The organism is Moorena sp. SIO4G3, assembly GCF_010692305.1.
GTDB lineage: Bacteria > Cyanobacteriota > Cyanobacteriia > Cyanobacteriales > Coleofasciculaceae > Moorena > Moorena producens_A.
Genome location: NZ_JAAHIG010000034.1, coordinates 3,348 through 28,010, shown reverse-complemented (window position 1 = coordinate 28,010; position 24,663 = coordinate 3,348). Strand labels below are relative to the sequence as shown.

The following is a 24,663-nucleotide window of genomic DNA, read 5'->3' as shown; positions in this document are numbered from 1 at the left end:
ACGGGGGATTCTAATAAGGATGTTTCGTGACGGGATTAATCCACGTCACTCCACGCTGTTTTCTTATTAACTGACCACAGAAAAACCCTGTGGAAGTCAAAACGCCCCTAGCCAGTCCGTCTAGGCTCATACCTAGCGTTCTGGTTACTTTGCGTATTATATTGGCAGCACCATTACAATCCGCATTGACATACCAATTCATTGCAGTTCGGTATAAACCGCGCTTCGTTCTTCTCCCTGACGGTTTCCAATCTTTGGGTTTTTCACCATATTTTGGCAGATAGTCACCATCTAAGAACGATGCTTTACTGGTATAGCTTTCTTCTGTTTCTATGAACTCGATTCCATACTGTTCACAAAGCCCGGCTATTCTCTCTTTCAGTCTAGCTGTAGGTATTGGCACAAACTCGGAGTTAGTTTTTTTTCCTAACTCTATCAAGTTTTTGTTTCCTTTATTCCAACCAACAACGACCCGACCGATTTGATTTTCTAAGCAATGATTGATAACTAGTCTTGCGGCTTTGTTAATTCCATCGCGCATCTGACGATTACGTTTTTCGGTGATCGTAGCTAATTTATTAGACCAAAACCCTTGTGCTTTGCCTTGTTTGATTGTTGATATCTGTTTGTTATACCAACGATTCATCGATTTGATGTGCTTTCCATCAATAATAAAGCTCGTCCCTACATTAGAAACACAGGTTAGCCAGTTATCCAATCCCGGATCAATACCAAGTACATTATCGGGTTCACCACTTGGCTTTTCTATTTCTTTTTTATAAACAAACTCAACATAGAAACATCTATTTCTTGGCAGTATTCTTAATTCTCTAATGTCATCAAATTCAATAGTGCTAGGAATAGGCAATCTAAAACTATCAATGCCAAACCAGCATTTTACTTGTCTGCCCAATGGTATTCTTATGTTTCCATCTATTAATCTTAAGGCTTGCTTGGGATAACTGACCAATGCCAAACCTCCTTTTTTTCTATACTTGGGCAGTCTTGGTCTATGCTCAATCTTCCCCTTTTGGTATGCTTTAATCAATTCTTTGTAGGATTTAAAGGACTCGTAAACCGAACGCAGTATTTGTTGTGCTGCTTGGGAGTGAAGTGCCTGATAGTGACGATTTTGCTTGTATTCTTTTTCTAGCTCAAACTTGCTGATGTAGCGATTGGCTTTAAAGTAGATTTGACGAGCAAAGTAGATGCCCATATTTGTCAATCTATGGGATTGTATACATAAAAAGTTGAGAATTGCCGACAAGTCTAGATCTGGACTTAATAAAACCTGCTGACAGCCGTACACTTTTATCACCTCCCTTGCATTAGCCATTTTACCATAAACAGGACACATAAATGTGAAAGCGCCTGAACGGCTCGCTCGGTTTCATCCCCTGCTTAAAAGACAGGGGCTTTCACCTTCGCTTTTCTGTAAGTATTCAGCTATCAGCGAACAGCGATTAGCGCTACGCCCACCCGTGGGCGTTCAGCTTTTGAATAAGCGATGCAGCAAGGGAACAGGGGGTTTCCCCCATGAGCGACTGCATCAAGACAACAGGTAAGCATTGGAATAATGCTGAGTTACGTTGGCTTTTGGGACCTCAAGTTGCGTGGCCAACGGCTAACGGCCAACGGCTAACGGCTGACGGCTGAATGCTTACGGTTAATCAATCGTTAATTGTTAATTATTAATTGTTAATTGTTAATTTTCAATTATCGATTTTCAATTGACGAAAAACCCAGAATGATAAGTATTCAACCAGACAGGATCGGACTAAGCTATCGCCCATTGAAACGACCTTTGCTTAGATCAGGAAAAAAAGCTGAAACTCTTGTCCCTTCTGCCTTCTGCCTTTTGCCTTCTGCCTTGCTGTTAGGCATTTTGTAAGCTATCAGCTAATGCGCTACGCCCACGCTTCTTGAGGTGCTATCAGCTATCAGTTATCAGCTATCAGCTATCAGCTATCAGTTATCAGTTATCAGTTATCAGTTATCAGTTATCAGTTATCAGCTTATGGGCTATGGGCTATGGGCTATGGGCACCCTAATTGAGGTGCTAAGGTTTCTTTTAAGCTGACGGCTGACGGCTGACCGCTGAATGCTTCCGGCATTTTTCATGCATAACAGCTTACTTATGTACAGAGCCATCAGGCATAGTTGCGCCCTTGAGGTTAATACGCCAGCGCTTAGCCCTCTTGATGTCTAAGTTAGCGCCCTTGAGGTTAGCTCCGCCCAGGTTAGCACCATGCAAGAGAGCACCGTTTAGGTTAGCCCCCTCGAGGTTAGCTCCCGACAGGTTAGCCCCCTTGAGGTTAGCTTTCCACAGGTTAGTCCCCTCTAGGTCGGCACCACTCAGATTAGCCCCCTGCAGCTTAGCTTTATTGAGGTTCTTATCCTGTAGGTTGATATTTGGGAGATTGCAGCCTTGGCATTCTCCACTGGTTAGCAACTGTCTGGCTGGACTGGTGATCCAGGCATAGGTTATAGCCGATGAAGAAGCAGCCACAAGACTGAGGGTGGCAAGTTTTACTACTGCTTTTGTTGGTTGTATAGCCTGCAACAGTGTTTTTAGAGGAGTGACATCATTCACCACATCAATCGGCTTCAGGGCTTTGAGGGCAGTTGCTGCATCGGGATAGCGATGTTTGAGGTTAGGTGCCACCATTTTGTGGAGCCAATGAATAAACTGGGGATTTAGCTTGGGCAACAGTGGTTTAAAATTAATCCGATAATTCTCATCAACTAAGGTGTTGATATCGCTAGATTTTGTCCCTGTCAGCAAGCAAATCAGGGTTATTCCTAAGCTATACAGATCAGATGCTTTGGTCAATTGCCGATTAAACATCTGCTCTGGTGGCATAAACCCTACACTACCTTTAACAACGCTACTGAGGGTCACATCCCCACCTGCTATCCGGGCAAAACCGAAATCTACTAGATACACCTTCAAGTTGCCCTGTCTATCAACCAAAATATTTTCTGGTTTAATATCTCGATGAATCACAGGAGGTTGCCGCCGTTGCAAGTAAACCAAGACTTCCAAGACCGCGATCGCAATTTGCTTAACTTCTTCTGGTGTCCAGTGGTAATCTTCCGCGAGGGAAGGTGCTGGTTTATATTCTTGGACTAAGCAAAATCCAGTGGGAGTGTCAAAAGAATCGATATAGCGAGGAATGCTAGGATGATTTAGCTGCTGCAGGAGTTTAATTTCTCGTTCATAAGTGTCGTATTCTGCCCAGCTAGTACCTAATTGGGAAAACTGCAACTGCTTAATCACAACCGGTTGCTGAGTCTCCAGTTGTGTCGCCAGGTAGGTGACTCTACCCCCAGCGTGATTTTGTCCTAACTCTTGTTTAATTTCATAGCCCTGGGGGCTAAAGTCTAGATCCTTGCTCATAGTGCTAATTTCAACTTTCCATGTTTAAGAAGCGGATATGATGACCACCGAAGAACACACATCTAATCTCTATCCTGGCATATAGTTTTTATACCCAGTTGCTTTCTGTTGTAGCAAATGAGGACAACATCCGGAGAGGGAAGAAGGGTGAAGAGTGGAAGCTTTGGGGTTGTCAACAATTGTCATATCATCCTGCAACGGGAGTAACGCCCATGATTAAAATTACTGATCACTGATAGGTGATTTAATATATCTTATTTAATATAGCTGATTTAATATAGCTGATTGCTTACATCCCATTTCCTACCGGGTGACGCTACCGCAAATCCAATTACTTCTATCAACCACTAATTCCGGAAACACTGTTGGTTTCTTGAAAAAAACTAAATAGAAGTGATTCTGGTAGGAAAAAATTCTTTGAAAATTAATCCAAATCATTCCTTATGGGGAAAGCTCCTCAACGGGCGTTATAAAATCATTGAATCTTTAAGTGCTGGGGCATTTGGCAAAACCTATATCGCAGAGGATACCCGACAACAGGGCAATCCCCGCTATGTGATTAAGTATCTTCAGCCCAAAAGCGATGATCCTCAAAAATGGCAATTTCTTAAGCGTCTCTGGCTCAATGAAGCTCAAACCTTGATCAAACTGGGCAGCCATAACCAAATTCCCCGTCTACTTGATTATTTTGAAGATAACCAGGGATTTTACTTAGTTCAAAACTTAATTGTCGGAGAAACTCTTAGTACTGAACTGCCAATCAGCCAAAACAGTAATAAACGCTTTAGCGAAAACCAGTGCATTGAACTATTAGAAGATGTTCTAGGCATTCTAGAATTTATTCACCGCCAAGGGATAATTCATAGAGACCTCAAACCCAATAACCTAATCAGACGAGGGTCAGACCGTAGGCTAGTTTTGATTGACTTTGGTGCTGCTGAGCTGATTAATTCAAAGCCAATCAAAGCCCATCTGACCGAGTATCCACGGTCTGATGCATCCAGCACAATTCGTCCCTTCGCCTACATACCCCCAGAGCAACTTGCTGGTCAATCCTTTCCTAACAGTGACATTTATTCCCTAGGAATGATTGCGATTCACGCCCTCACAGGCATGACCCCAATGCAATTGGCTGACCCTGAGACTGGTGAGATTCATTGGCGAAACCATGTATCGGTTAGCGATAAAATGGCGTTTGTACTCAACCATATGGTCTCTTACAACAGCAAATTGCGTTATCAGTCAGCAAATGATGCATTAATCGTACTTAAAACACTCATGTCTACTCAAAGTCCTGAGTTAAAAGTATCTATTGCTAAGTCTGACTCAGAACTGATAACCGAGCACTCAGCACTCAGTATCAAGTTTAGTGACAATGACACTCTTGAATTCCACGTTCTGGATACTCAGTCTGACTCAGAACTGATAACCGAGCACTCAGCACTCAGTATCGAGTTTAGTGACAATGACACTCTTGAATTCAAGGTTCTGGATACTCAGTCTGACTCAAGGGTTACCATTGAAGACTCAGCACTGACTAGGGAGTCTAGCTCACAAGAATTAAAACAGGCAGCGCCATTGTCTGACTCAGGAGTCAAAACTGAGCAGGAAACACTCAGCACTCAAGACTCAAAAACTAGTAATAACGACTCAGCACTTAGCAATGATGAGCCGGAATTACATTGGAAAGTGTATGTCCGTGAATTCGCCCTATATAGCTGGCCAAAATTGCCACCTTTACTGAAAAGAATCGGAGTCGGAGCAGCAAGCTCCAATGGTATAGCGATTTTAATCGGACTTTATGCTCTACTGAATGCTTCTGCGTCTCGTTCTGAATTTGATATTCTACAAAAGGCAATCAAACACTATCAAGCCGGTGATTTGGAGGAAGCGATCGCACTAGCAGAATCGATTCCTAGCGATAGTCTGATCTATGAACAATCCCTAAATACGGTTCAACAGTGGCAGCAACAATGGCAAGGTGCTGAAGCTCTATTTAAGGCTACAGAGCAAGCCTTTTATCAAGAACGATGGTCAGATGTGCTTGAGGGATACGATAAAATGCCCTCAATTGGCTTTTGGCAAAAGAAGATGGAGCCCTTAGTCAAGAAGGCAAAACCTCGCCTTGAGGCAGAAGCCCAAGGGTTATTAAAGCAAGCCTACAAACAAGCATTAGCCCAAGACTTTAGCAATGCGATCGCACTACTCGAACAAATCCATCCAGAAACCCCCACCGGTGCTAAAGTCCAACCAAAGCTGAAGGAATATCAGCAAAAGCAACAGATTCGAGCAGAGTACTTGTTACAAGAAGCCTATGAACAAGGAGGACAGGGTAACTTTATTCAAGCGCTAGTGTATTTGTCTCAAATCCCTAAAGAAACCCCCACCTACCAGAAAGCGAGAATCAAGATAGCTGAGTATTCCCGTAAGCAGCATTTAAAGGAAGAAGTGGAACGACAAGCTGCATTAGCCAAAGCAGTGTTAGAAAAACAAAGGCAATCAGGGGTTAACCAAAAACCGTTGCTCAAGGTCAACGTTGAATCAAGCCGTTCCCCACTCAAGCATGGGCTACAGTGGCAAGAAGTCAACGATTAGGATAGTATTGTTGACTACTGACTGGTGACTACTGACTGGTGACTACTGACTGATGACTACTGACTGGCTTATATTTACTTGACTGCTTAGTGTTAACTCTTTATTGTTTACTTTCCCTTGTACTCAAAACTCCCGACACCACAGTGATTTCAAAAAAATTTGCGAAAGTACTTGCCAGACTTTGTACTGTATGATTATAATAAGTAGATGTGAAGAGCAATTGTTTGGCAATCCTCAGTAGCTCAGCGGTAGAGCGGTCGGCTGTTAACCGATTGGTCGCAAGTTCGAATCTTGCCTGGGGAGTTTAATTAATACGTTGAATTAACGCGCTGTTAGCGGGACTCCCCACTCGTCTTACTATAGGGATGGAGAGGGGATAAGTTTTTTTCCTAATACAATTCGTTGCAGGTTTTTAAATAACGGCTTGCCCTGACGAACGGCAAATACCCCCGCTTTGGGACGTTGGTAATTTTGCATAGTAGCAATATCACCGGCTGCAAAGATATGAGGGTGGGAAATTGATTGGAGGGTATCAGCCACGAGAATAAATCCTCGCTCATCTGTGGTTAATCCTGAGGCTTTAATCCAACTCGGAGCCGAAGCTTGAGTGACCCAAAAGACATGATGGCATTCTACCTTTAATCCAGAGTCACAGATTACCGTTAGTAATTGGGGTAGTAATTGGGGGTCTAAATGAGCACTGTCACTATTATTGTTTGCTATCGATTGATTCAGTTGATTCTGATCGAAATGGGGAGATATTTGGCTGACACGTTCGAGTAAATGAAGCTGAATTTCCCGCTGTAATAAAATTTTTTTTAAGTGGTTGCTGACCCAAGAATTGTGATGGGGTAACAGTTTAGTGCCTCGATGGAACAGGTGAATTTGTAAATTCTTACTGGGGTGGGAATCATTAGTCAATCGTTGATGCAATAGTTTATGTAATTTCCCTTGTACATTCAGTGCCAATTCTACTCCCCCTGCCCCACCACCAACGATACCAAGGCTCAGAGGTTGCTTTGGGTTCTGTGTGACTCCTGCCACGATTTTCTACCAAGCTGCCAAAAACTTAGGGACGGGTTTAGCAGCGATCGCATACTTGTCCGCTCCTGGCGTTAACATTGTTGCTGGCGTACTGCCAATATCAATCGACAAGTAATCAAAAATTCTGGATGAAACGCCACGGGAACCCTTAATGGCTTTGCTCAATAGTGGCGTATCCCCCTTAACTGCACTTCTGTACAGTCTGATTCCCCAAGCCTTTTTAAATCTTCTTTCCTACACTGTCTATCGCTTTGATTGTGCCATTCGCTCAGCAACAGTACTGGGGATTATTGGTGCTGGAGGATTAGGTTATCAGATGTTTCTGAGTTTACAGTCCCTGCGTTACGAGCAACTGTGGACATTTTTCTATGTTCTGTCTTTTCCAGCAGCCCATAATTTTATCCTTCCCGGTGGATTGCTCAATCCCAATCCCAAGGCATTAACTATTGCGTCGGTACAAGGTTGGACAATACTGGTGCGTGCCTCGGATAGTCCTACTCTTTTGCCGAGCCATTCCGCCACCGATTTGGGCAATAGTAGCGCTGTTTGTCCTGTTTCCTGGAATTTTACCCGGTGCGATCGCACTGGGATTAAACAACCTCGGTATTCTAGGCAGATTAATCAGAGAAACCAATGAAAACCTGGAAAAGCCTCCTAAAGAAGCCTTGAAAGCCCAGGGAACTCCAGGAACCCTGCTATTTCTCTATGGGATACTACCGATTAACTTGCCCCGTTTCCTAGCTTATATCCTCTATCGCTGGGAAGTCTGCATCCGGGAGACTGTCATGGTCGGTAAGTCGTAGCTGGAGGGTTAGGTCTGTTGCTGACCGAACAATTGAGCAGCTTTGACTATAGCAGTGTAGTGGTAACGCTGCGCATGTTTCGTGATTTTGACTTTTTTAGTCGATTGGGTCAGTGCTGCCGCTAGAGGCTCAAAAACTTAACTAGTAATCCTGAGATTTCTCACAAACTTGAGAAAGTATGACTAGGAGAAAATATTTTGACACAACTATACTGGCAGCAAAATCATTAGATCACCCAAATCCTTCGCCGTACTTGAATTAACTTGAATTAACTTCACCCCATCACCCATCCCCCTATCACCCCATCACCCCATCTGTGAGTGAACCAACTCTCTACCTATTTTTATTGGCACAAAAGAAACTTTTTGTCGATGATTTACGTCACCTAAAGTTATGACAATTGTCACAACCCCTATTACCACAGGATCACCTACGATCCACGAAAAATTCAGGATACTGAAGATAGGGGTAACTACTTAATAACGTTACTACTAGATGACGTTGCGACTAGAGGAGTGTAAAATGTTGGAAAAACTTATCTTAGCTATCACCTTCACCTTAGTACTTTATTTATCGTCAGATTTCGGTTTAATGAGCACCGACTCAACTTCTTCTGCTCCTCCGGCATCGGACTTTACAGAAGAAGTTGTGAGTAACTTACCATCAAACTGACATCTGAGACTACTTCATTAACCCTTTTTGTCACCTTTTTAGGACTAAATCCGCTTTACTTTTTCAGTGATTTGTGTAATTTGTTGGTAATTTGTTCCCATAAGCTCTTCTGAGTTTTAGGCTGCAAAGACTCATCCTCTGGCATAGGTTCATTCAAATAGCGGTAATGTTTCCAGATATCCCAATAAGGACAACCAGGCTGAATACGAATACCAGCCCAGTGTAGATATTGTAGGGGTTGATTCAAATTTGGATCAATAAGTCGTACTCCTTGGGTTTGAAATTGTTTACTACCTGCCCAATTTCCTGGAGCTCCCCCTGGTCTACACACAATATTAAATCGGTGGTGCATCTGCTTCAATATCATATAGTTGATAATCGGCTGATCGGAGGTTTTCTGGGAAAAGTCAAAATACTCGGGATGAGCCGCACACTCAGCAAAGGTTTCATATAAAGTTTCTTCACTAATCTTATTTTTCTTGGCTCCCCAAAACCCCCCATTAAAGATATCCTTCAGTTCCGCTTCACTAAAAATATTATCTTCAATAACTTTAGGGGTGAAAACATTAGTGATTCCCCCGACATGCTGGTAATCACAGCAAATAAAATCATAGTCAGCCAGGTAGTCAAGAGTATCTGCTATCTTCTCAAAAACAACGATATCGGTATCGATATAAATAAATTCATCAAAGGTTCCAAACCAGCAAGCCTGTTTGCGGAACTGATTCGGTCTAGCAAAAAATCCTTCCCCGAAAATTTCGTGTAGCTTAGTAGACAGGCGTTCGATAAATGCCAAATCTGGATAAATCTCTACCCCATAGGACTCTTTCAGAATTTGAGCCACCTTTTGATAATTGTCATCATAGGGAATCAAAACAATTGGGGTATCACTATCATAAGAGCGGATACTATTTAGTAATGCAATAGACTGCTCAATCACCCGGTCATTAGCAGTGATGTAAATTCCACGATTCATAAAATCTGCCTCAACGACTCAATCCTAACTTTTTGAAGACTTTAGTGGTTAAACTAGGAGGCTGGTTGTAAGGTTTAGCCTTAGTAGTAAACTGAGGACGTTTTTCGGGTTGATGATAATATCGGTAATGTAAGAAAATATCCCGGTAGGGAAAGTCGATATTCTCCCCAGCACACAGTTTATTGAAAACTTTTGATTTGATTCCAATGTAATGGAGATAAGTCAGGCGATTCCCATGATCATAAAGTAGATTATCCCGAACCTCAAAGTGAGGAGATGTTACGGAATTGCCTGCTCTTTTATCTTTAGGCAAACTCACAGCAAAATTATGGATTGATAACCCAGACCTCATCCTCATGTAGTTGAGTACAGATTGGTTAGGGGCTCGCTTATACAGAACCTCTGCTTCCCCATTAGCTAATTGAGAAACTAACCATTCTCGCTGCTCTTCAGGAAATAATCCTCGCTTAGCCCCATAAAATCCGGAACAGAAAATTTCTGAATTAATCTGGGATTCATCGAATACTTCTAGTAACTTCGGTGAGCCTACGTTAAAAATATGTGCTGGGTCTTTATACTGAAAGTCATAAACCACAAAATCACTCTCATCTAACTGCTTAAAGACGAAATCTAACGAATTCATCAGCAGAGTGTCAGCATCGAGATAGATAAATTTTTCAAATGGACTCTCTGGATCAAAGGCACAGTAACGATGATTTTCACCAACCCGATAGAATTTCGTCTTCATGCCTTGTGCCTGCCATTCTTGTAAGGCTGAGGGGTGAGTTTTCCAGACACGGTAGGAAAACTCTTCCCAACGGACAAATAGTTCTGGATTATCCAGCAAGATTACATTATCTCGGGTGGCAATGTCTTGACGGACCTTGTCTAACTGATCATTGTAGGCAATCACACAAACTGGAGTCTCTTTGCCAGCATTAACTTCTATACTATTGAGCAGTGCTACCAGTTGGTCGTAAACCACATCATTAGCTAATGTATAAATTCCTGTGCTCATCTAGACTTACCCCAGTTTTTCCACTACCTTAGACAAGAAGTTGAGTAAATTCAACTCATGTAAAATGATTTGACGTGCTTCTGCGATCGCATCTAGAGCCTCATGCCATGCATCCAGTGTAGCGGTCACTTCCTGAATGTAAGCTAAGCCCTTTTCATCCTCACTTGGCAGTCTCAAAAAGCTTCCTGGAGGCAATAATTTATCAGCACCAGAACCACCATAGTAGATGGGTAAACACCAGGCTAATAAAGCATCCCACAACTTTTCACTCACATACCAATCATTACCAGCATAGTTTTCAATCGCCAGGTTGTAGTAATAAGGAGCCATCGCATTCCACTTATTCCCTACTTTTCCATATCCGTTTACCCAGTCTGGCAAATCCCGTCCATACACGTCAAATTCTAGATCACTGTCCCTCAACAGCTTCAAAAACGCCAAACGCTGACGATGATTAGCCGTACGAGCAATACCGGAGGTAATCCAACAACAAGAACGAGTTTTTTCAGGTGGTCCCATTTCATTCAATTCACGAAACGAATTGTTGTGGTATGAAATAGCAGGCATATAGTCAGGAATGGGCGCAAAATCATCAGGACCACATACATAGCCACAGTATTCCTGAGCTTGTTTATATTCATTAATTCGGATCTCTTCCCGTTCTGGGAATGGAGGTTCCCGCACCAAAGAAATAATCCGTTCTTTTGGCACTCCCCGCAAGAGAGTCTTGAGATCTGGGACTTTCGGCTCAGGGGGCTTGTGAGCTAGCCCAAAAAAGTTGCCAAATTTGGGTAATCGTGGTTCGATGTCAGAAAATTCGTTAAAGTTGTATAGCAGTAAAAAATCCGGTTGAGGTGCAGTAGCTATCATTTGAATATTTTTCCAAACCCCCAAAGGACGAGGGGTTTGCTTCCATAGCCAATCAACAGGACTGGGTTTCAGTGCCTTATAGCTACTTATCATACCGATAACTTTTTTGTCCATAGTTTTGGACATAGCTTAATTCCCTAACTCATCAAGTTTAAGTTGATAATAATTTGATCAGCTTAGTTTAAGCTTAACGTAAGCATTCAGCTATCAGCTATCAGCCTATGCGCTACTTGAGGTACTACTATTCGCGCAGCACCTTAAGTAGCGCAATCGGTGCTTTTGAATAAAATAAGCTGTTCGCGCAGCGTGAGCTTTTAGCTCACGGCTGACGGCTGACTTCTGAATGCTTACAGCTTAACTTACTTAACTTAATTGTCAACTTATAATTGTCAACTTACTTGTTCACTTAATGTTCAACACTTTAGCCATTGGGAAAGATCCCGACCAATCAAATCTTGAAGCTGGAGGATATCCTCACGATAGAATTCAATCAATTGCTTCCGCACTGCTGGTGATAACTTAGGTTTCCCACGATTTAAATATCTAATCTTATTAACTAGTTTATCCCTTAGGCTAGTAGGAAGTAATGGACTGAGAATGGATTTAACTGGGTGCGGTTGGTTCAAAAATGATTCCAAGGCTTTGTTTTTGGGAAGGCGAGGAGCTTGCCTAACTTTTTCAGATATATCTGGGGTAAAGGTATCGTCTATCTGCAAAAAACCAAACATATCTTTCAGCATACCTATAGGATTATTAGTCAAATCTTCGTATAGATAAACCTTAATCTGGCTTTTTTCAAACGCCTCATAATAACGCTTCATTTGGACATAGTAAAGTCCCTGGTGTTTATAGTGCCAGAAGGACCACCAGTTATTTTGAATGCGCTTCTCTTCTTGGGCAAGAGCCTCAGCAAAATCCGTTAGTGGCTCGCGCTCTTGCTTGAGTAAATGTAAATAGTTTGAATAGGCTCTTTCTGCTGGATCTCGAAGAATTGCGATCAGTTTCGCCTTAGGAATGTAGTAGTTTATGCGTTCAACAGATTTCGCAATGTAGAGATAACTTGTAGATGCTTCACCAATAGCTACTTGATTAGTTACCTTTTTAAAAAGTTTACGATAGACGTCAATATTAGTAACAATGAAATCAGCTTCTTTTTCATCTCCCAAACCACGGAAATCTAAAGTTTCCCCTTCAAAAGCAAAAAACCTAGGTTCCTTGGAAGGACTCATGTAGATTTGCGGATGCTGCTTTAGATATCGATAAATTGAGGTAGTTCCAGCCTTAGCTGCACCTAGGATTAAAAAGTTGGGCATTGTCATGAGTCTATCTAGTTAACTGATCCTTGAGAAAGTGAAAAGTGTTTAATCAAGTCTTTAGACTAGACATGAAATGATCAGGAGAGGGGGGCTGACATTGTCATGTGATCATGTCTTCTTATTTCCTATTTTTGACCTGATCTCCCCATCACCTCATCACCCGATATCGAGCTCTCGATATCGGCAAGTATTTGTAGTAAGCATAACCGAAATTGAGATCAGTTTTTGATGCAAAGCGCGAGTGGGGGAAACCCCCGCAGGTCGGCGCTGCCTCCCCAAGACCGTAATGGTGCGTTTGACCCGTAATTAAATTGGCCACGGGTCGCACCTGAGGCATCGCTGATTCAAAAGCTGTTCGCGCAGCACCTCAAGTAGCGCTTAAGCTGATATAGCACTACGCACTATGGTGTTTGACAAGTGAAGAAAAATTAAAATCGCTCAATCCCTTGATTAGTAAGCTTTTTTCTTCACTATTGCCTATTGCCTATTGCTAGCATGCCTGGCGCGTAGCGCTATAACTGATAACTGATAGCTGATAGCTCAATGATTACTTTAACCCTAAGCGTAACCCTATTAATCAGATATTATAGGATGTATAGATTCTGCTACATTGCTCAGAATTTTGGCCATTCTATTTTCCCAAGAAAACTGACGCCCCCACTCAATTTGAGCAGCATAACCATTCACGTTTCTGGGATAGGTTTCTAATACCTGCTGGAGGCAACGAGTCAATTGAGCTGGGTTATCGGGTTCACACCAGCCAGCAATAGCACTCGATGATTTAAATTCCATCAACGGAGGAATTTCTGTTGCCACAATCGGAGTTCCTGAAGCCATATACTCAAAGAGCTTGAGAGGAGACGTAAAGCTAGCGGCCTCACCAGAACAGTGAGGATGAGCCAACACATCAGCAGCTTGGAGTAAGCTGGGAAGCTGCTGGTGGGGAATATAACCTAAGAAGGTAACATTGTTAGCTTGCTTTTCCCGAGCTAGCTGCTGATAAGACTGTACTTGAGATTCGTTGCCACCAGCAAAGACAAATTGAATCTGTGGTAATTCTTTAGCAACATCAACTAATAAGTTGACCCCTTTGAAGCGATAGAGTCCTCCTGAATAGACCACTAACCTTTGGCGGTTATCCACCAAAAGTTTTTTGCGCCATTCAGAGGCTGGTTCTGGTTGTCTTACTAAAAAAGACTGATTGAAGCCACTATGGAGTTTGATAATCTTTTCTGGGGGCATACCCCTACGAATCATATCGTCCCGAATATTATCAGCTACGGTGACTGCAACTTTAAAAAGTGGGTTTTGGACAATCGATTGATCATAGTCACTTTTTTTATAATGTTCCCGCTCATAAATGACTGGAATACCATGCTTGATGGCTGTTTTTACTAAATTCCAATCCAAGGTGTGTAAGATTTGAGTATGGGGAAAAATATGAATTGGAAAATAGTAACGACAAACGATTGTGCTGGGGCTAGTTAGTTTGCCTTTGATGTGACCAATGGGCCAAGGCATAGCTAGGGGAGCCACCTTGAGCTGATCCTGAATACTGTAAAACTTGGTCAGGTTTTCCGGTGGCTGTTGGAGCCGAAATGGATAAACCCAGTCTAAGGGATTCAGGGATTTCTCTGGGGGGTGAAGATAGACTAAAACAGTAGAATAACCAAGGTTAGCAGCAGCATTGGCGGAATTTACATCATGAACTAAGTGGGCAGCATTGGGTTGAGGTAAAGTATTTCTGGTAAAAAAGATATAGTGTTTATTCATTGTTAGTTTAGAATTGTTAATTGATCAGATCTTCTGTTTGCCATTAATACTTAACTAGTGTATTTGCTGAGCTCTCTACCACCATACTTCCCAAATTTGACCAAGCTATCCCCTTATAACACTCTTGATTTTGATAAAACCATTTCGTCAGGACATCTCTAATTTCGAGCAATAGGGCGATTGCTAGTGTCTGCGGTTTAATATCAAGTCTGGTTAATCACTTTTGATTTACGGAAGTCACTGATGGTTTATGGTTAATGGTTGATTGTTGATGGTAGTTGCATCAACTATATTGTCTTGCCTAATCCCTATACTATTGCTTCAGTAATTTCCCTGATTTATCAGTAAGGGAGTTTGAGGGAAAAGAATACCCCGTCCTCTTAGGTCGGGGATGAATTTTCCCTCAATTAGGCAGAGTACCAGTCCTTCCCAGAAATTCTAAATATTCAGACAGACTCAATCCTGAACAGGCAGCTAAGCATTTTAATCCCTGCCAGCCAGTTTCGGTAGCCTTAATACTGTAGCTCTTCTTTGCCTCATCGTGGAGCCTGGGTCTTCCCACTTTTCTTCTAATTTGCTTGGACATTTACTTGACACTTTAATTTAAGGGGTTTATAATTAAAAAAGCACAGAAACAAGGTCGAACAGATGCAACTAGGATACGTCTACAAACTAAAACCAAACCGACAACAAGAAGTCACTATGAATAAGTGGCTTGACATGTTGCGATCACAGTACAATTACTTACTAAAAGATAGAAACGACTCTTACGACCAAGCAAAAGCTCCAAAGCTAGGTAGGTATTGTGATTTAAGGAGTGGTGGAGAGGCGTGTCCGTTGACCTGTTCTGTAAGCAAAAACTACTCTGTGGGTTATCCCTGGAAGAATAGCCAAAGGAATCCAAGGAGAAGTGCTTACGAAGCACAAAGTTCAAGTTTGCCCACTCTCAAGAAGCAAAGACCCTGGTATAAGGCAATCCATTCAACTGTTTTACAGCAAACTCTGAGGCAGTTAGATGTTGCTTTCTCTAAATTTTTTAAAGGAGAAACTGGGTACCCAAAGCCTAAGAGAAGGTCGCGGTTTAGAAGCTTTAAATATGCACCTGGTCAAGTTAAATTAAACGGTGACAGAATATACTTTCCAGGAATTGGCTGGATGAGCTTTTATAACTCTCGCCCTATTCCTGGAGGATTCGCTCTAAAATCTGTTACTGTTCGCAGAAAAGCTCGCGGATGGTTTGTAAGTCTTCAAGTTGAAGATAAGTCAGTGCCAGCTACTCCAGTAAAAGACAAAAGCGAGATTAAGCCTCAGAGGGTTAAAGGCTGTGATTTAGGTATCAACAAATTAATAAGTCTTTCTAATGGGAGAACAATAGCCAATCCAGCCAAACAAAAATCTTTTAGGCGTAGAGAAAGACGCTTAAAACTGAGGCAAAAAGCAGCTAGTCGAAAAAGAAAAGGGTCTAAGAATAGAGGGAAATCTTACGCCAGAGTAGCTTCACTCCATGAACGTATCACAAATAAGCGTAGTGCTTATCACTGGGATGTTGCCAATCAATTAGTTGATGGGACAGATGCCTTGGTGTTCGAGAACTTGAATATTAAGGCAATGAAATCTCGTTGCAAACCTAGACCCAATGAAAATGGTGGTTATGACCGCAATGGACAGTCAGCAAAAAGAGGTTTAAATCGCTCAATTTCTAATGCAGCTTGGGGGGAACTGGTCAAAAAGATCGAAGTCGTGGCCGCAAAGTCAGGCGTTCCGGTCGTAAAAATAAATCCCAAGCACACGTCTCAAAAATGCCCAAAATGTCATCACACTAGTAAAGAAAACAGAAAAAAGGAAAAGTTTGTCTGTACTAACTGTGGTCATTACGATGATGCTGACATTAATGGGGCAGTAAATATAAAACTTAGGGGTCTCAAAAAACTGGGAATTGACCCCTAGAGACGCGCGCCTTAGAACAAGGCAGCCTTATTACAACAACCTAGAACCTTTTACGCATAACCCTTTAACTATAAAGGCTGCCTTGTTCTTACGGTAACTTTAAACTCAGCTACCTCCGGTGCGGGGGAAAGTCACGCCCATGGAAATAACAGCAACGAACGTTGTTGTGCCTGGGAATCCCCATCCCTCTACAGGGTGGGGAGGTTCAAGCTCGCTACACATAATTGAAGATTGGGCAAGGGATTGGTTAACCCACTTAACATATGAATCGAGAATCGTCAATTACCAATTACCAATTACCCGATCCAATTACCTGATCTTCGATAGGATAAGTAATTAAACGAATACCGTATCATATTTAACATCTGTTGTCAGAAAACTAGTTTTGTCTACGGCCAATATTATAATTCGATTGTATAAAAAATAACATAACTTCATCAGTAATCAATCAGGGATCAATTAGGGATCAATTATAAACCCATAGGATAGAAGCTTATTTTTAATCAAAAAACCTAGTCTTGGAGTGCCAATATCTTGAGAATATTAAAAAATGCAAACAATATTGCTAAGTATTGTTAAATTAATTTCCAAAAAACTAAGACTTAAATACAATAGTTAAGGAAAGATTAACGATTGCTGCCTCCAGATTAATCAGTTGAATGCTCATATCTAACTAGTACAAGACGGCACAAATAAAGTAAAGCTACCATTCAAAACCAACGAAAAGCTTACATCATCAGCTTGCGGTGCGCTACTAGTAGATGGTTGAACCAGGGTCGGTGCTTGTTAGAGGCAGTCATTTCTTGATGCAGTCGCTCATGGGGGAAACCACGGCAGTCGCTCATGGGGGAGACCCCCAAGACCGCGCTGCCTCCCCAAGACCGCTTAGGTGCGCTTTCCGTTGGCGAATTAAATTCGCCACGGGTCGCACCTCTGCATCGCTTTTTAATAACTGACTGAATAAAACAAGGTTTAACATGCAGATAACACAGAAAGTTTACTGTCCTAATTGTGGCAGTAGTGCTCAAAGGATTTATTATCAAAACACTCACCTAACCCAGACTCAATGCCCCGTCTGTGATTATTTAATGATTAACTGCACTCGCACTGGCAGGGTGGTTGAGGCTTATGCCCCTGGCATCTATGCTCCTAGTGCTTAAACAATGAGGGGGTGAGGGGGCGAACTCACGGCATTGCTTAATAAGGGAATGATTTTAAGAGTTTTGTAGAATGGGCATCTTGCGTGGAACTGGCATCTTGCCAGTTTCAATATATTTTCGGGCGGGCAGGATGCCCACTCTACTCCTATTCATTCGAAGGCAGGCAGGATGCCCACTCTACTCCTATTCATTCGAAGATTCAGCAACGCCGAACTCACAAGGGTAGGTTTTTAACACAAGGGTCAGGAAAACATCCCTTGTGTTTTTTTTTCACTTCCACAAAACATTACCTCTAAGTACTCCTAGATGCTCTAAGTTGTCCACAAGCGGCATCTTTGTCAAGACCACGGGAATGGCGTACACTGACAGCAATGTGTTGCTGCTTAAGAGCTTCAACAAAGCCTTGAATCCTGCGGTAATTAGGACGCTGGTAATCTACTTCACTAATGGGATTGTAGGGAATCAAATTGACATGACTCTGAAACCCCCTCAGGTTCTTAGCTAACTCAACAGCATGTTTTTGAGAGTCATTCAGTCCACCCAAAAGGATATATTCAAAGGTGACTCGGCGACTTGTTAAGTTTACATAGTCTCGACATTCATCTAGTAGTGCTTTGAGTGGATAGTGCTTGGCACTAGGAATCAGTTGCTCCCGTAGCTGCTGATTTGAGGCGTGTAGACTGACAGCAAGGGTGACTTGCAGTTGATGCTGAGCGAGTTGGCGGATACGACCGGGAATACCAACTGTTGAGATTGTAAGCGATCGCGCTCCAATCCCCAGGTCTTGATTAAGAGACTTGACTGCACCTACCACAGCTTCGGTATTCAGCAAGGGCTCTCCCATACCCATAAACACCACATTGCTGACTCGTTGTTGAAAATCTTCCCTCACTGTTAACACCTGATCGACAATTTCATGGCGAGCCAGATTGCGAGTGAATCCGCCTTTACCGGTAGCACAGAAGTCACAAGCCATGGGACAACCGACCTGGGAAGACACACACACGGTCAGACGCTTTGGTGTGGGAATACCTACAGTTTCAATAATTTGACCATCTGATAACTGGAGCAGGTATTTTACCGTACCATCCTTTGCTTCTAAGCGGTAGTGTAAGGTTGAGCGACCAATGGAGACATCGGCTACGGTGTTACGCCACTGTTTAGGAAAGACAGAAATTTCAGAAAGCGATCGCACTCCTTTTTCATAAATCCATCCATGTAACTGACGCCCTCGATAAGCCGGTTGTCCCTGTTGTTGTATCCAGCTGGTTAACTCTATTAAAGAACCTCCTAACAATGGCGGAATTGAGTTTACCAGTGGTGAGACTGACCCACTCACATTAGTCATGGTTTGGGAGTTTGAACCATTGCTACTGAGGTCTGGTTGAGGGATAGAAACATCTGGGCACATAAGGGCTTTAGGGGAAATAGGATATAAGGATCTAATCAGAGTCAATGATTTTAACAAAGAGTTTTGTTAAAAATTTTTCTCACTTATTTTTAATTTTTATTAACTTTATTTAATTATTGTAACTAAATAAGCAAGTTGGCGATCGCTACTTATTTAGACAGCGATCCTCCTGTTAAATTATCAGTACATAATTTTGGTCATTTGTCCAAAAAAATTAGATGGGTTTGCCCTGGATAAAACCCCCTGATGATAGGCTAGGTCAGACCCAGTACAAAGTTCAACTAAGTTTTCAGGGGAATTATCTTCTGGAATCCGATGGTAGTGATGCACTAGTAAAATTTTAAAGTGCGCAGGAGAATTGGTATGATGGTTCAATTCCTGTGGAGGTTTTCATGACTCAGACGATGGTTTTACCAGGCACTTATATTGAGGTGCGTGATGAGGGCTTGATTAGTCCTGGCGGCGTAGTTACAGGCAACATTGGAATTGTCGGCACAGCGGAAAAAGGACCTGTAGACGAGGTGCAATTGCTCGGTAGCTTGTCTGAAGCTAAGGAAATTTTTGGTAAAAGTGACGAGTGGCAAGACGATACTAAAAATGAACTTACATTAATTCGTGCTCTAGAGCTGATTTATCAAAATGGAGGGCAAACAGTTTATGCCGTGCGGACAGCTAAGATTGACGCAGACAAATATCTTCCTGAGGCCAGCAGTGACGATTACACAAGAAGTTTAGCTCTCCTAGAAAACGAAATCGTTAACATTGTGTTACTAGCTGGGCAAGATGTTACCAAAACAGGGATGTTAACCGCTCTAGAGGGACACCTGAAGACGACAGCAGGAATCAAGCGAGAGCGGATTGGCATCATTGGTAGTGGCTTTACCGATGGTAAAGATAGCTTAGACGATATTTCTAACCACACCGTCAAAAATGACCGCATCATTTTTACAGCACCGGGAATTTTGGTTTCATCTCAAGGAAAGCAAAACAAGCTACCCGGTAGTTACCTAGCTGCTGCTGTGGCTGGGATGCTTTCTTCGTTGCCTGTACAAACCAGTCCCACTAACAAAACCCTAACAATTGAAGGTCTAACTACGGAATTTAACAGTACACAACTGGAAAAACTGGTCACAAACCGTGTTTTAACAGTAGAAAAACGGGATGGATTTCGCATCGTTAAGGGAATAACCAGTGATAATGGAGCCTGGAAGCAAATCACTACCAGACGGATTGTAGACTATGCCATCTACGGAGTTCGTAGCAGTTGCAATCCCTACATAGGTAAGTTGAATAATGAACGAGTGCGGGGAGCTATGAAAGCTACCCTGAATGCTTTCTTGACGCGCATGGTAGATAATGAAGCCTTGGTAAGTTATCAACTTGATGTATCAGCAACCCCCGCTCAAGAAAAAGAAGGGAAGGTGATGGTTACCATGACTCTGATGCCAACCTTTAGCATCGACTTTATCCAGGTGACGATGTATCTCGAATAAAAAAAGACAGTCAAGTCGCTTGACATGCAGGTCACGCTACGCGAACGCTCCAATTCAAAATTCAAAATTATTAATTCAAAATGACAATCAGTGGGGGCTTGTACCCGGAATTAAAAAATTGCAAAATTTGTTAAATTTTTAATTTTTAATTTTTAATTTTTAATTCCCCAAAGGGGTCACGCACCATCAGCTGCCCTCACAAAGTAGGATGAAAATCCTTAAATTTCGGAAATAGTTAGGAGACTAGTATGCCCAATGTTAATGTCTTTCGCGGTTCTGATGCCTCGTTAGTTCTAGCTGTCGATGACAGTGAGTCAGTAGAAGGTAAACTTGCGGATAGTTTAATTGGTGAGTACGATTTTTCGAGTATAGTTGGACGCTTACAGAACGTAACGGTCAAGGTAGAAAATGAGTTACGACCTTACCACGAAATTGGTAAGCGTTTCCCAACGGAGTTGCGTCCAGGAAATATCAATGTTTCTGGCTTCGTGCAACGAGCTCATGTTAATGGGGCTTTAATTCGGCTGCTGCTGGGTGATGGAGCAACAAGTCCTCCACCAGTTGCCGCAATTCCTCAACCTTCCTTTAATATCGTTATTGCGCTGAAAAATCCAGCCTTTCCTGACAAAAGTAGTACCCTTACTGTGTTTGGTGTTAAGTTTGAAAGCTGGAGTTTTGACTTACCTGAAGATGATTTTGTGATGGAAGGAGTTAGTTTTAGGGCTTTACGAATTAGTGCAGAGGAAAAGGGTTGACAATGGGAGCATGTCACTTATGCAGAACATTTGTACCTTATCTGGGTAATAGGTAATGGGTAATAGGTAATAGGTAATAGGTAATAGGTAATAGGTAATAGGGGGAGCATGTCACTTTTGCCGAATATTTGTACATTATCTATAGCCCCCTCATGGGTATTTGCTTGCTCATATGGTACATAGTACTTTTGTTCTGCAACATAGACTTGCTCCCAATGACAAATAACTAATGAAAAATATAGCTTTTATCGCATATATGAGGTACAATATTGTTTAACAGTGATTACCTGAAAACCCTATTTAATATTGCCTTTTGCCTTTTGCCTTTTGCCTTAAAGGGATAAACTTTGTCCTCATGAGTATGAGAACTGCTATAACTAATGAATGCTCAAATGGAACCAACACCAGAAGAACTCCTAGCTGGTTCTACCGTTATCTTTAATGTTGTAGTGCCTCCACATATCTTGCAACCTACTCAAAGCAATGAGCAGTCAGAGGCTGATGTGGTTGTGCAGCTACGTCCTTTGACTATTGGTACGTTTGGGCTAATTATGAAAGCAGGGAAAAATGATCCAAGCTTAATTCCCTTGTTGATGATAAAAGAATCACTGGTAAAGCCAGCGCTTTCCTTAGAACAAGTCAAAAAGATGCATCTGGGGTTGGTTAACTTTTTGATCGCTCAAATTAGACAAATCAGTGGGCTGACCGAAAAAAAAACCTAAATGGCTTGAGTGCTTCCCCATTGGTAAAAGCCAGCTACCGTTTAGCCCGTGCATTTGGCTGGACTCCCCAACAAGTGCAAGCAATGACCATGGGGCAAGTCTCGATCTACTTACAAATGTTAGATGAGGAAATTAGTGATGGCGATTCCTGGGGAAAGCTCTCCTAATATCAATCAGGCTCTCGTGGCTCTTGGGGAAGCCCTACGTAGTGAGTTTCAAGCCTTGATTGGTGAATACACCGCAGGGGGATTAGCTGGGAATTATTTGACCAGTGAGGATTGCTCGGAACTCCGCTGTTTAGAGAAAGTTGTATCTCAGGTTGGACAGCTAGGTGAGGAATTCACAGCTTTGGAGACCTGGCTGACTTCAGGGTTTATCCCAAAAGGTTTAGCAACTCCTTTTGATGCTGATTCTGGGTATGATTGCGCCCCCCCTAGGGCGTGTTTTCAAAGTTTTCTGCAAGATTATGATCCCCCCCAGCCCCCCTTAATAAGGGGGGAGCCATACTCAAAGTCCCCCGAGCGAGGGATTGCTCGCTCGGGGGATAATGGGGGCTTTTCCAAAACCAGACCATCGCCCATTCATACTTCAATTGAGCAACACCCAACTCCTAATCCAAGTATGGAGGATAGTTGGTCAACACCAGTCGGTAGAGATCAGGTAAGCAAGGAAAATAATAGCGACGTTTTCGTTAATTCAGGGGATGTACAATTGTCTAGGGTGGAATCAGGGGCTACAAGAAGGCAGAAGCCAGAGGGCACAGGGCAGAAGCTGCCCACAACTACTCCTGCCCAGGAGCTGACCCTAGATGAAAAACTCTCCCCTTCTTCCTCCAAAGCTCCCTCAACCCAACCTCTATCTAAACAACCGACTCTGGAGAGGAATGAAGCAGTATTACCAAAGCATTCGAGTAATATTCAGGGTTTAAAAGAACTTGCCGAATTATTACCTTCCCAAGAACAGCTAGATTTAGCAAACCCTAATCTGGTTAGTGCCTCTGATCCGAAGTTGCACTCAAACGTAGTAGATCCGGAGGACAAGCAGGACAACGGAGATCAAGTACTATTTACAAATGCAACTCCCGATCAACTGATTGATGACTATGGGAGTGGTAAGGAAATCAGTGATCCGAGTCCCGAAACCTTGCAGAGGTTTCCCTTGGGTGCGGATACTGATGTTACATCACCTCCTGCCTCCAAAGCTCCCTCAACCCAACCTCTATCTAAACAACCGACTCTGGAGAGGAATGAAGCAGTCTTACCAAAGCATTCGAGTAATGTTCAGGGTTTGAAAGAACTGGCCGAATTATTAGCTTCCCAGGAACAGCTAGATTTAGCAAACCCTAATCTGGTTAGTGCCTCTGATCCGAAGTTGCACTCAAACCTAGTAGTACCGGAGGACAAGCAGGACAACGGAGATCAAGTACTATTTACGAACGCAACTCCCGATCAACTGATTGATGACTATGGGAGTGGTGAGGAAATCAGTGATCCGAGTCCCGAAACCTTGCAGAGGTTTCCCTTGGGTGCGGATACTGATATTGCATCACCTCCTGCCTCCAAAGCTCCCTCAATCCAACCTCTATCTAAACAACCGACTCTGGAGAGGAATGAAGTAGTCTTACCAAAGCATTCGAGTAATATTCAGGGTTTAAAAGAACTGGCCGAATTATTACCTTCCCAAGAACAGCTAGATTTAGCAAACCCTAATCTGGTTAGTGCCTCTGATCCGAAGTTGCACTCAAACCTAGTAGTACCTGAGGACAAGCAGGACAACGGAGATCAAGTACTATTTACGAACGCAACTCCCGATCAACTGATTGATTCCGATGGGAGTGGTGAGGAAATCGGCATGGCTGAATCTTCGGATGAATATCAGTGGGGTGGGCATCCTGCCAGCCCCAGGCAGGAAACGGGCAAGATGCCCATTCCACAAGGCAAGATGCCCATTCCACAAGGCAAGATGCCCATTCCACAAGGCAAGATGCCCATTCCACAAGGCAAGATGCCCATTCCACCTCACTCTTCAAATCATGCCATGATTAAGCAACCCCAGGAAATTAGTGGTGCGAGTCCCGAAAGCTTGCAGAGGTTTCCCTTGGGTGCGGATACTGATGTTACACCACCTCCTGCCTCCAAAGCTCCGTCAACCCAACCTCTATCTAAAAAACCGACTCTGGACAGGAATGAAGCACTCTTACCAAAACATTCAAGTAATGTTCAGGGTTTAAAGGAACTGGCCGAATTATTAGCTTCCCAGGAACAGCTAGATTTAGCAAACCCTAATCTGGTTAGTGCCTCTGATCCCATGTTGCACTCAAACCTAGTAGATCGGGAGGACTTGGAGCACACGGGAGATCAAGTACTATTTACACATGCAACTCCCGATCAACTGATTGATGGCTATGGGAGTGGTGAGGAAATCAATGATCCGAGTCCCGAAACCTTGCAGAGGTTTCCCTTGGGTGCGGATACTGATATTGCATCACCTCCTGCCTCCAAAGCTCCGTCAACCCAACCTCTATCTAAAAAACCGACTCTGGACAGGAATGAAGCACTCTTACCAAAACATTCAAGTAATGTTCAGGGTTTAAAGGAACTGGCCGAATTATTAGCTTCCCAGGAACAGCTAGATTTAGCAAACCCTAATCTGGTTAGTGCCTCTGATCCCATGTTGCACTCAAACCTAGTAGATCGGGAGGACTTGGA

The 24,663-nt window shown here is 42.8% G+C and carries 23 protein-coding genes and 1 tRNA gene; 13 read left to right on the top strand and 11 right to left on the bottom strand.

The annotated features are described in order from the left end of the window. Positions 1–10: 10 nt before the first annotated feature. Positions 11–1,336 (bottom strand): transposase, encoded by a 1,326-nt coding sequence (locus F6J99_RS08950; protein ID WP_293112616.1) that lies wholly within the window; start codon positions 1,334–1,336, stop codon positions 11–13. Positions 1,337–2,131: 795 nt separating this feature from the next. Further along, positions 2,132–3,400, bottom strand: coding sequence for a serine/threonine-protein kinase (locus tag F6J99_RS08945; RefSeq protein ID WP_293112615.1), 1,269 nt, complete (start codon positions 3,398–3,400; stop codon positions 2,132–2,134). A gap of 417 nt (positions 3,401–3,817) precedes the next feature. Here F6J99_RS08945 and F6J99_RS08940 point away from each other — a divergent pair, with 417 nt between their 5' ends. Both F6J99_RS08940 and F6J99_RS08935 read left to right on the top strand, forming a co-directional pair. Continuing rightward, positions 3,818–5,995 carry a serine/threonine-protein kinase gene (locus tag F6J99_RS08940; RefSeq protein WP_293112614.1) on the top strand — a complete coding sequence of 726 codons (2,178 nt, stop codon included), beginning with the start codon at positions 3,818–3,820 and terminating at the stop codon, positions 5,993–5,995. Positions 5,996–6,226: 231 nt separating this feature from the next. Beyond that, positions 6,227–6,298 (top strand) — tRNA-Asn (locus F6J99_RS08935). 54 nt (positions 6,299–6,352) lie between these two features. Here F6J99_RS08935 and F6J99_RS08930 read toward each other — a convergent pair. Beyond that, a complete protein-coding gene (locus tag F6J99_RS08930) occupies positions 6,353–7,039 on the bottom strand; it encodes an FAD-dependent oxidoreductase (RefSeq protein WP_293112613.1) in 687 nt (228 codons plus the stop codon). A 6-nt stretch (positions 7,040–7,045) separates the two neighbouring features. Then, positions 7,046–7,204 carry a hypothetical protein gene (locus tag F6J99_RS08925; protein ID WP_293054651.1) on the bottom strand — a complete coding sequence of 53 codons (159 nt, stop codon included), beginning with the start codon at positions 7,202–7,204 and terminating at the stop codon, positions 7,046–7,048. Between F6J99_RS08925 and F6J99_RS08920 the strand changes: the two genes are divergently transcribed. From F6J99_RS08920 to F6J99_RS08910, 3 genes are all read left to right on the top strand, one after another. Further along, positions 7,191–7,676 (top strand): hypothetical protein, encoded by a 486-nt coding sequence (locus F6J99_RS08920; protein WP_293112642.1) that lies wholly within the window; start codon positions 7,191–7,193, stop codon positions 7,674–7,676. The two genes, F6J99_RS08925 and F6J99_RS08920, sit on opposite strands and share 14 nt — an antisense overlap. Next, positions 7,564–7,842, top strand: a complete 279-nt coding sequence (locus F6J99_RS08915) for a hypothetical protein (RefSeq protein ID WP_293112641.1) — start codon at positions 7,564–7,566, stop codon at positions 7,840–7,842. Before F6J99_RS08920 ends, F6J99_RS08915 begins: the two co-directional genes overlap by 113 nt. A gap of 495 nt (positions 7,843–8,337) precedes the next feature. Next, positions 8,338–8,514: a hypothetical protein gene (locus tag F6J99_RS08910; protein WP_158069591.1), complete on the top strand. Its 177-nt coding sequence runs from the start codon at positions 8,338–8,340 to the stop codon at positions 8,512–8,514. 55 nt (positions 8,515–8,569) lie between these two features. Here F6J99_RS08910 and F6J99_RS08905 read toward each other — a convergent pair whose 3' ends face one another. From F6J99_RS08905 to F6J99_RS08880, 6 genes are all read right to left on the bottom strand, one after another. Continuing rightward, on the bottom strand, positions 8,570–9,490 hold the full coding sequence (locus F6J99_RS08905; RefSeq protein ID WP_293112612.1) for an Npun_R2821/Npun_R2822 family protein: 921 nt from the start codon (positions 9,488–9,490) through the stop codon (positions 8,570–8,572). Between the two features lie 10 nt (positions 9,491–9,500). Further along, positions 9,501–10,508 carry an Npun_R2821/Npun_R2822 family protein gene (locus tag F6J99_RS08900; RefSeq protein WP_293112611.1) on the bottom strand — a complete coding sequence of 336 codons (1,008 nt, stop codon included), beginning with the start codon at positions 10,506–10,508 and terminating at the stop codon, positions 9,501–9,503. 6 nt (positions 10,509–10,514) lie between these two features. Further along, the gene (locus F6J99_RS08895) at positions 10,515–11,492 is read right to left on the bottom strand and encodes a glycosyltransferase family 10 (protein ID WP_293112640.1); all 978 of its coding nucleotides are present in this window, start codon (positions 11,490–11,492) and stop codon (positions 10,515–10,517) included. A gap of 299 nt (positions 11,493–11,791) precedes the next feature. Beyond that, positions 11,792–12,697 (bottom strand): sulfotransferase, encoded by a 906-nt coding sequence (locus F6J99_RS08890; protein ID WP_293112610.1) that lies wholly within the window; start codon positions 12,695–12,697, stop codon positions 11,792–11,794. A gap of 570 nt (positions 12,698–13,267) precedes the next feature. Continuing rightward, on the bottom strand, positions 13,268–14,467 hold the full coding sequence (locus tag F6J99_RS08885) for a glycosyltransferase (protein WP_293112609.1): 1,200 nt from the start codon (positions 14,465–14,467) through the stop codon (positions 13,268–13,270). Between the two features lie 403 nt (positions 14,468–14,870). After that, on the bottom strand, positions 14,871–15,053 hold the full coding sequence (locus F6J99_RS08880; RefSeq protein ID WP_083305168.1) for a hypothetical protein: 183 nt from the start codon (positions 15,051–15,053) through the stop codon (positions 14,871–14,873). Between the two features lie 62 nt (positions 15,054–15,115). Between F6J99_RS08880 and F6J99_RS08875 the strand changes: the two genes are divergently transcribed. From F6J99_RS08875 to F6J99_RS08865, 3 genes are all read left to right on the top strand, one after another. After that, on the top strand, positions 15,116–16,414 hold the full coding sequence (locus F6J99_RS08875) for a transposase (protein ID WP_293112608.1): 1,299 nt from the start codon (positions 15,116–15,118) through the stop codon (positions 16,412–16,414). A gap of 818 nt (positions 16,415–17,232) precedes the next feature. After that, a complete protein-coding gene (locus tag F6J99_RS08870; RefSeq protein ID WP_293112607.1) occupies positions 17,233–17,370 on the top strand; it encodes a hypothetical protein in 138 nt (45 codons plus the stop codon). Positions 17,371–17,391: 21 nt separating this feature from the next. After that, the gene (locus tag F6J99_RS08865; RefSeq protein WP_075899919.1) at positions 17,392–17,574 is read left to right on the top strand and encodes a replication restart DNA helicase PriA; all 183 of its coding nucleotides are present in this window, start codon (positions 17,392–17,394) and stop codon (positions 17,572–17,574) included. A 292-nt stretch (positions 17,575–17,866) separates the two neighbouring features. Here F6J99_RS08865 and rlmN read toward each other — a convergent pair whose 3' ends face one another. Next, positions 17,867–18,922, bottom strand: coding sequence for a 23S rRNA (adenine(2503)-C(2))-methyltransferase RlmN (rlmN, locus tag F6J99_RS08860; protein ID WP_293112639.1), 1,056 nt, complete (start codon positions 18,920–18,922; stop codon positions 17,867–17,869). Between the two features lie 455 nt (positions 18,923–19,377). Here rlmN and F6J99_RS08855 point away from each other — a divergent pair, with 455 nt between their 5' ends. The 5 genes from F6J99_RS08855 to F6J99_RS08835 form a co-directional block, all read left to right on the top strand. After that, positions 19,378–20,478 carry a DUF2586 family protein gene (locus tag F6J99_RS08855; protein WP_293112606.1) on the top strand — a complete coding sequence of 367 codons (1,101 nt, stop codon included), beginning with the start codon at positions 19,378–19,380 and terminating at the stop codon, positions 20,476–20,478. Positions 20,479–20,726: 248 nt separating this feature from the next. After that, positions 20,727–21,233, top strand: a complete 507-nt coding sequence (locus F6J99_RS08850; RefSeq protein ID WP_293112605.1) for a hypothetical protein — start codon at positions 20,727–20,729, stop codon at positions 21,231–21,233. A 380-nt stretch (positions 21,234–21,613) separates the two neighbouring features. Beyond that, positions 21,614–21,955, top strand: coding sequence for a hypothetical protein (locus tag F6J99_RS08845; protein WP_293112604.1), 342 nt, complete (start codon positions 21,614–21,616; stop codon positions 21,953–21,955). Positions 21,956–21,960: 5 nt separating this feature from the next. Further along, a complete protein-coding gene (locus F6J99_RS08840) occupies positions 21,961–22,122 on the top strand; it encodes a hypothetical protein (RefSeq protein WP_293112603.1) in 162 nt (53 codons plus the stop codon). Next, a partial coding sequence (locus F6J99_RS08835; RefSeq protein ID WP_293112602.1) for a hypothetical protein occupies positions 22,079–24,663 on the top strand: 2,585 nt, incomplete at its 3' end. The genes F6J99_RS08840 and F6J99_RS08835, both read left to right, overlap by 44 nt.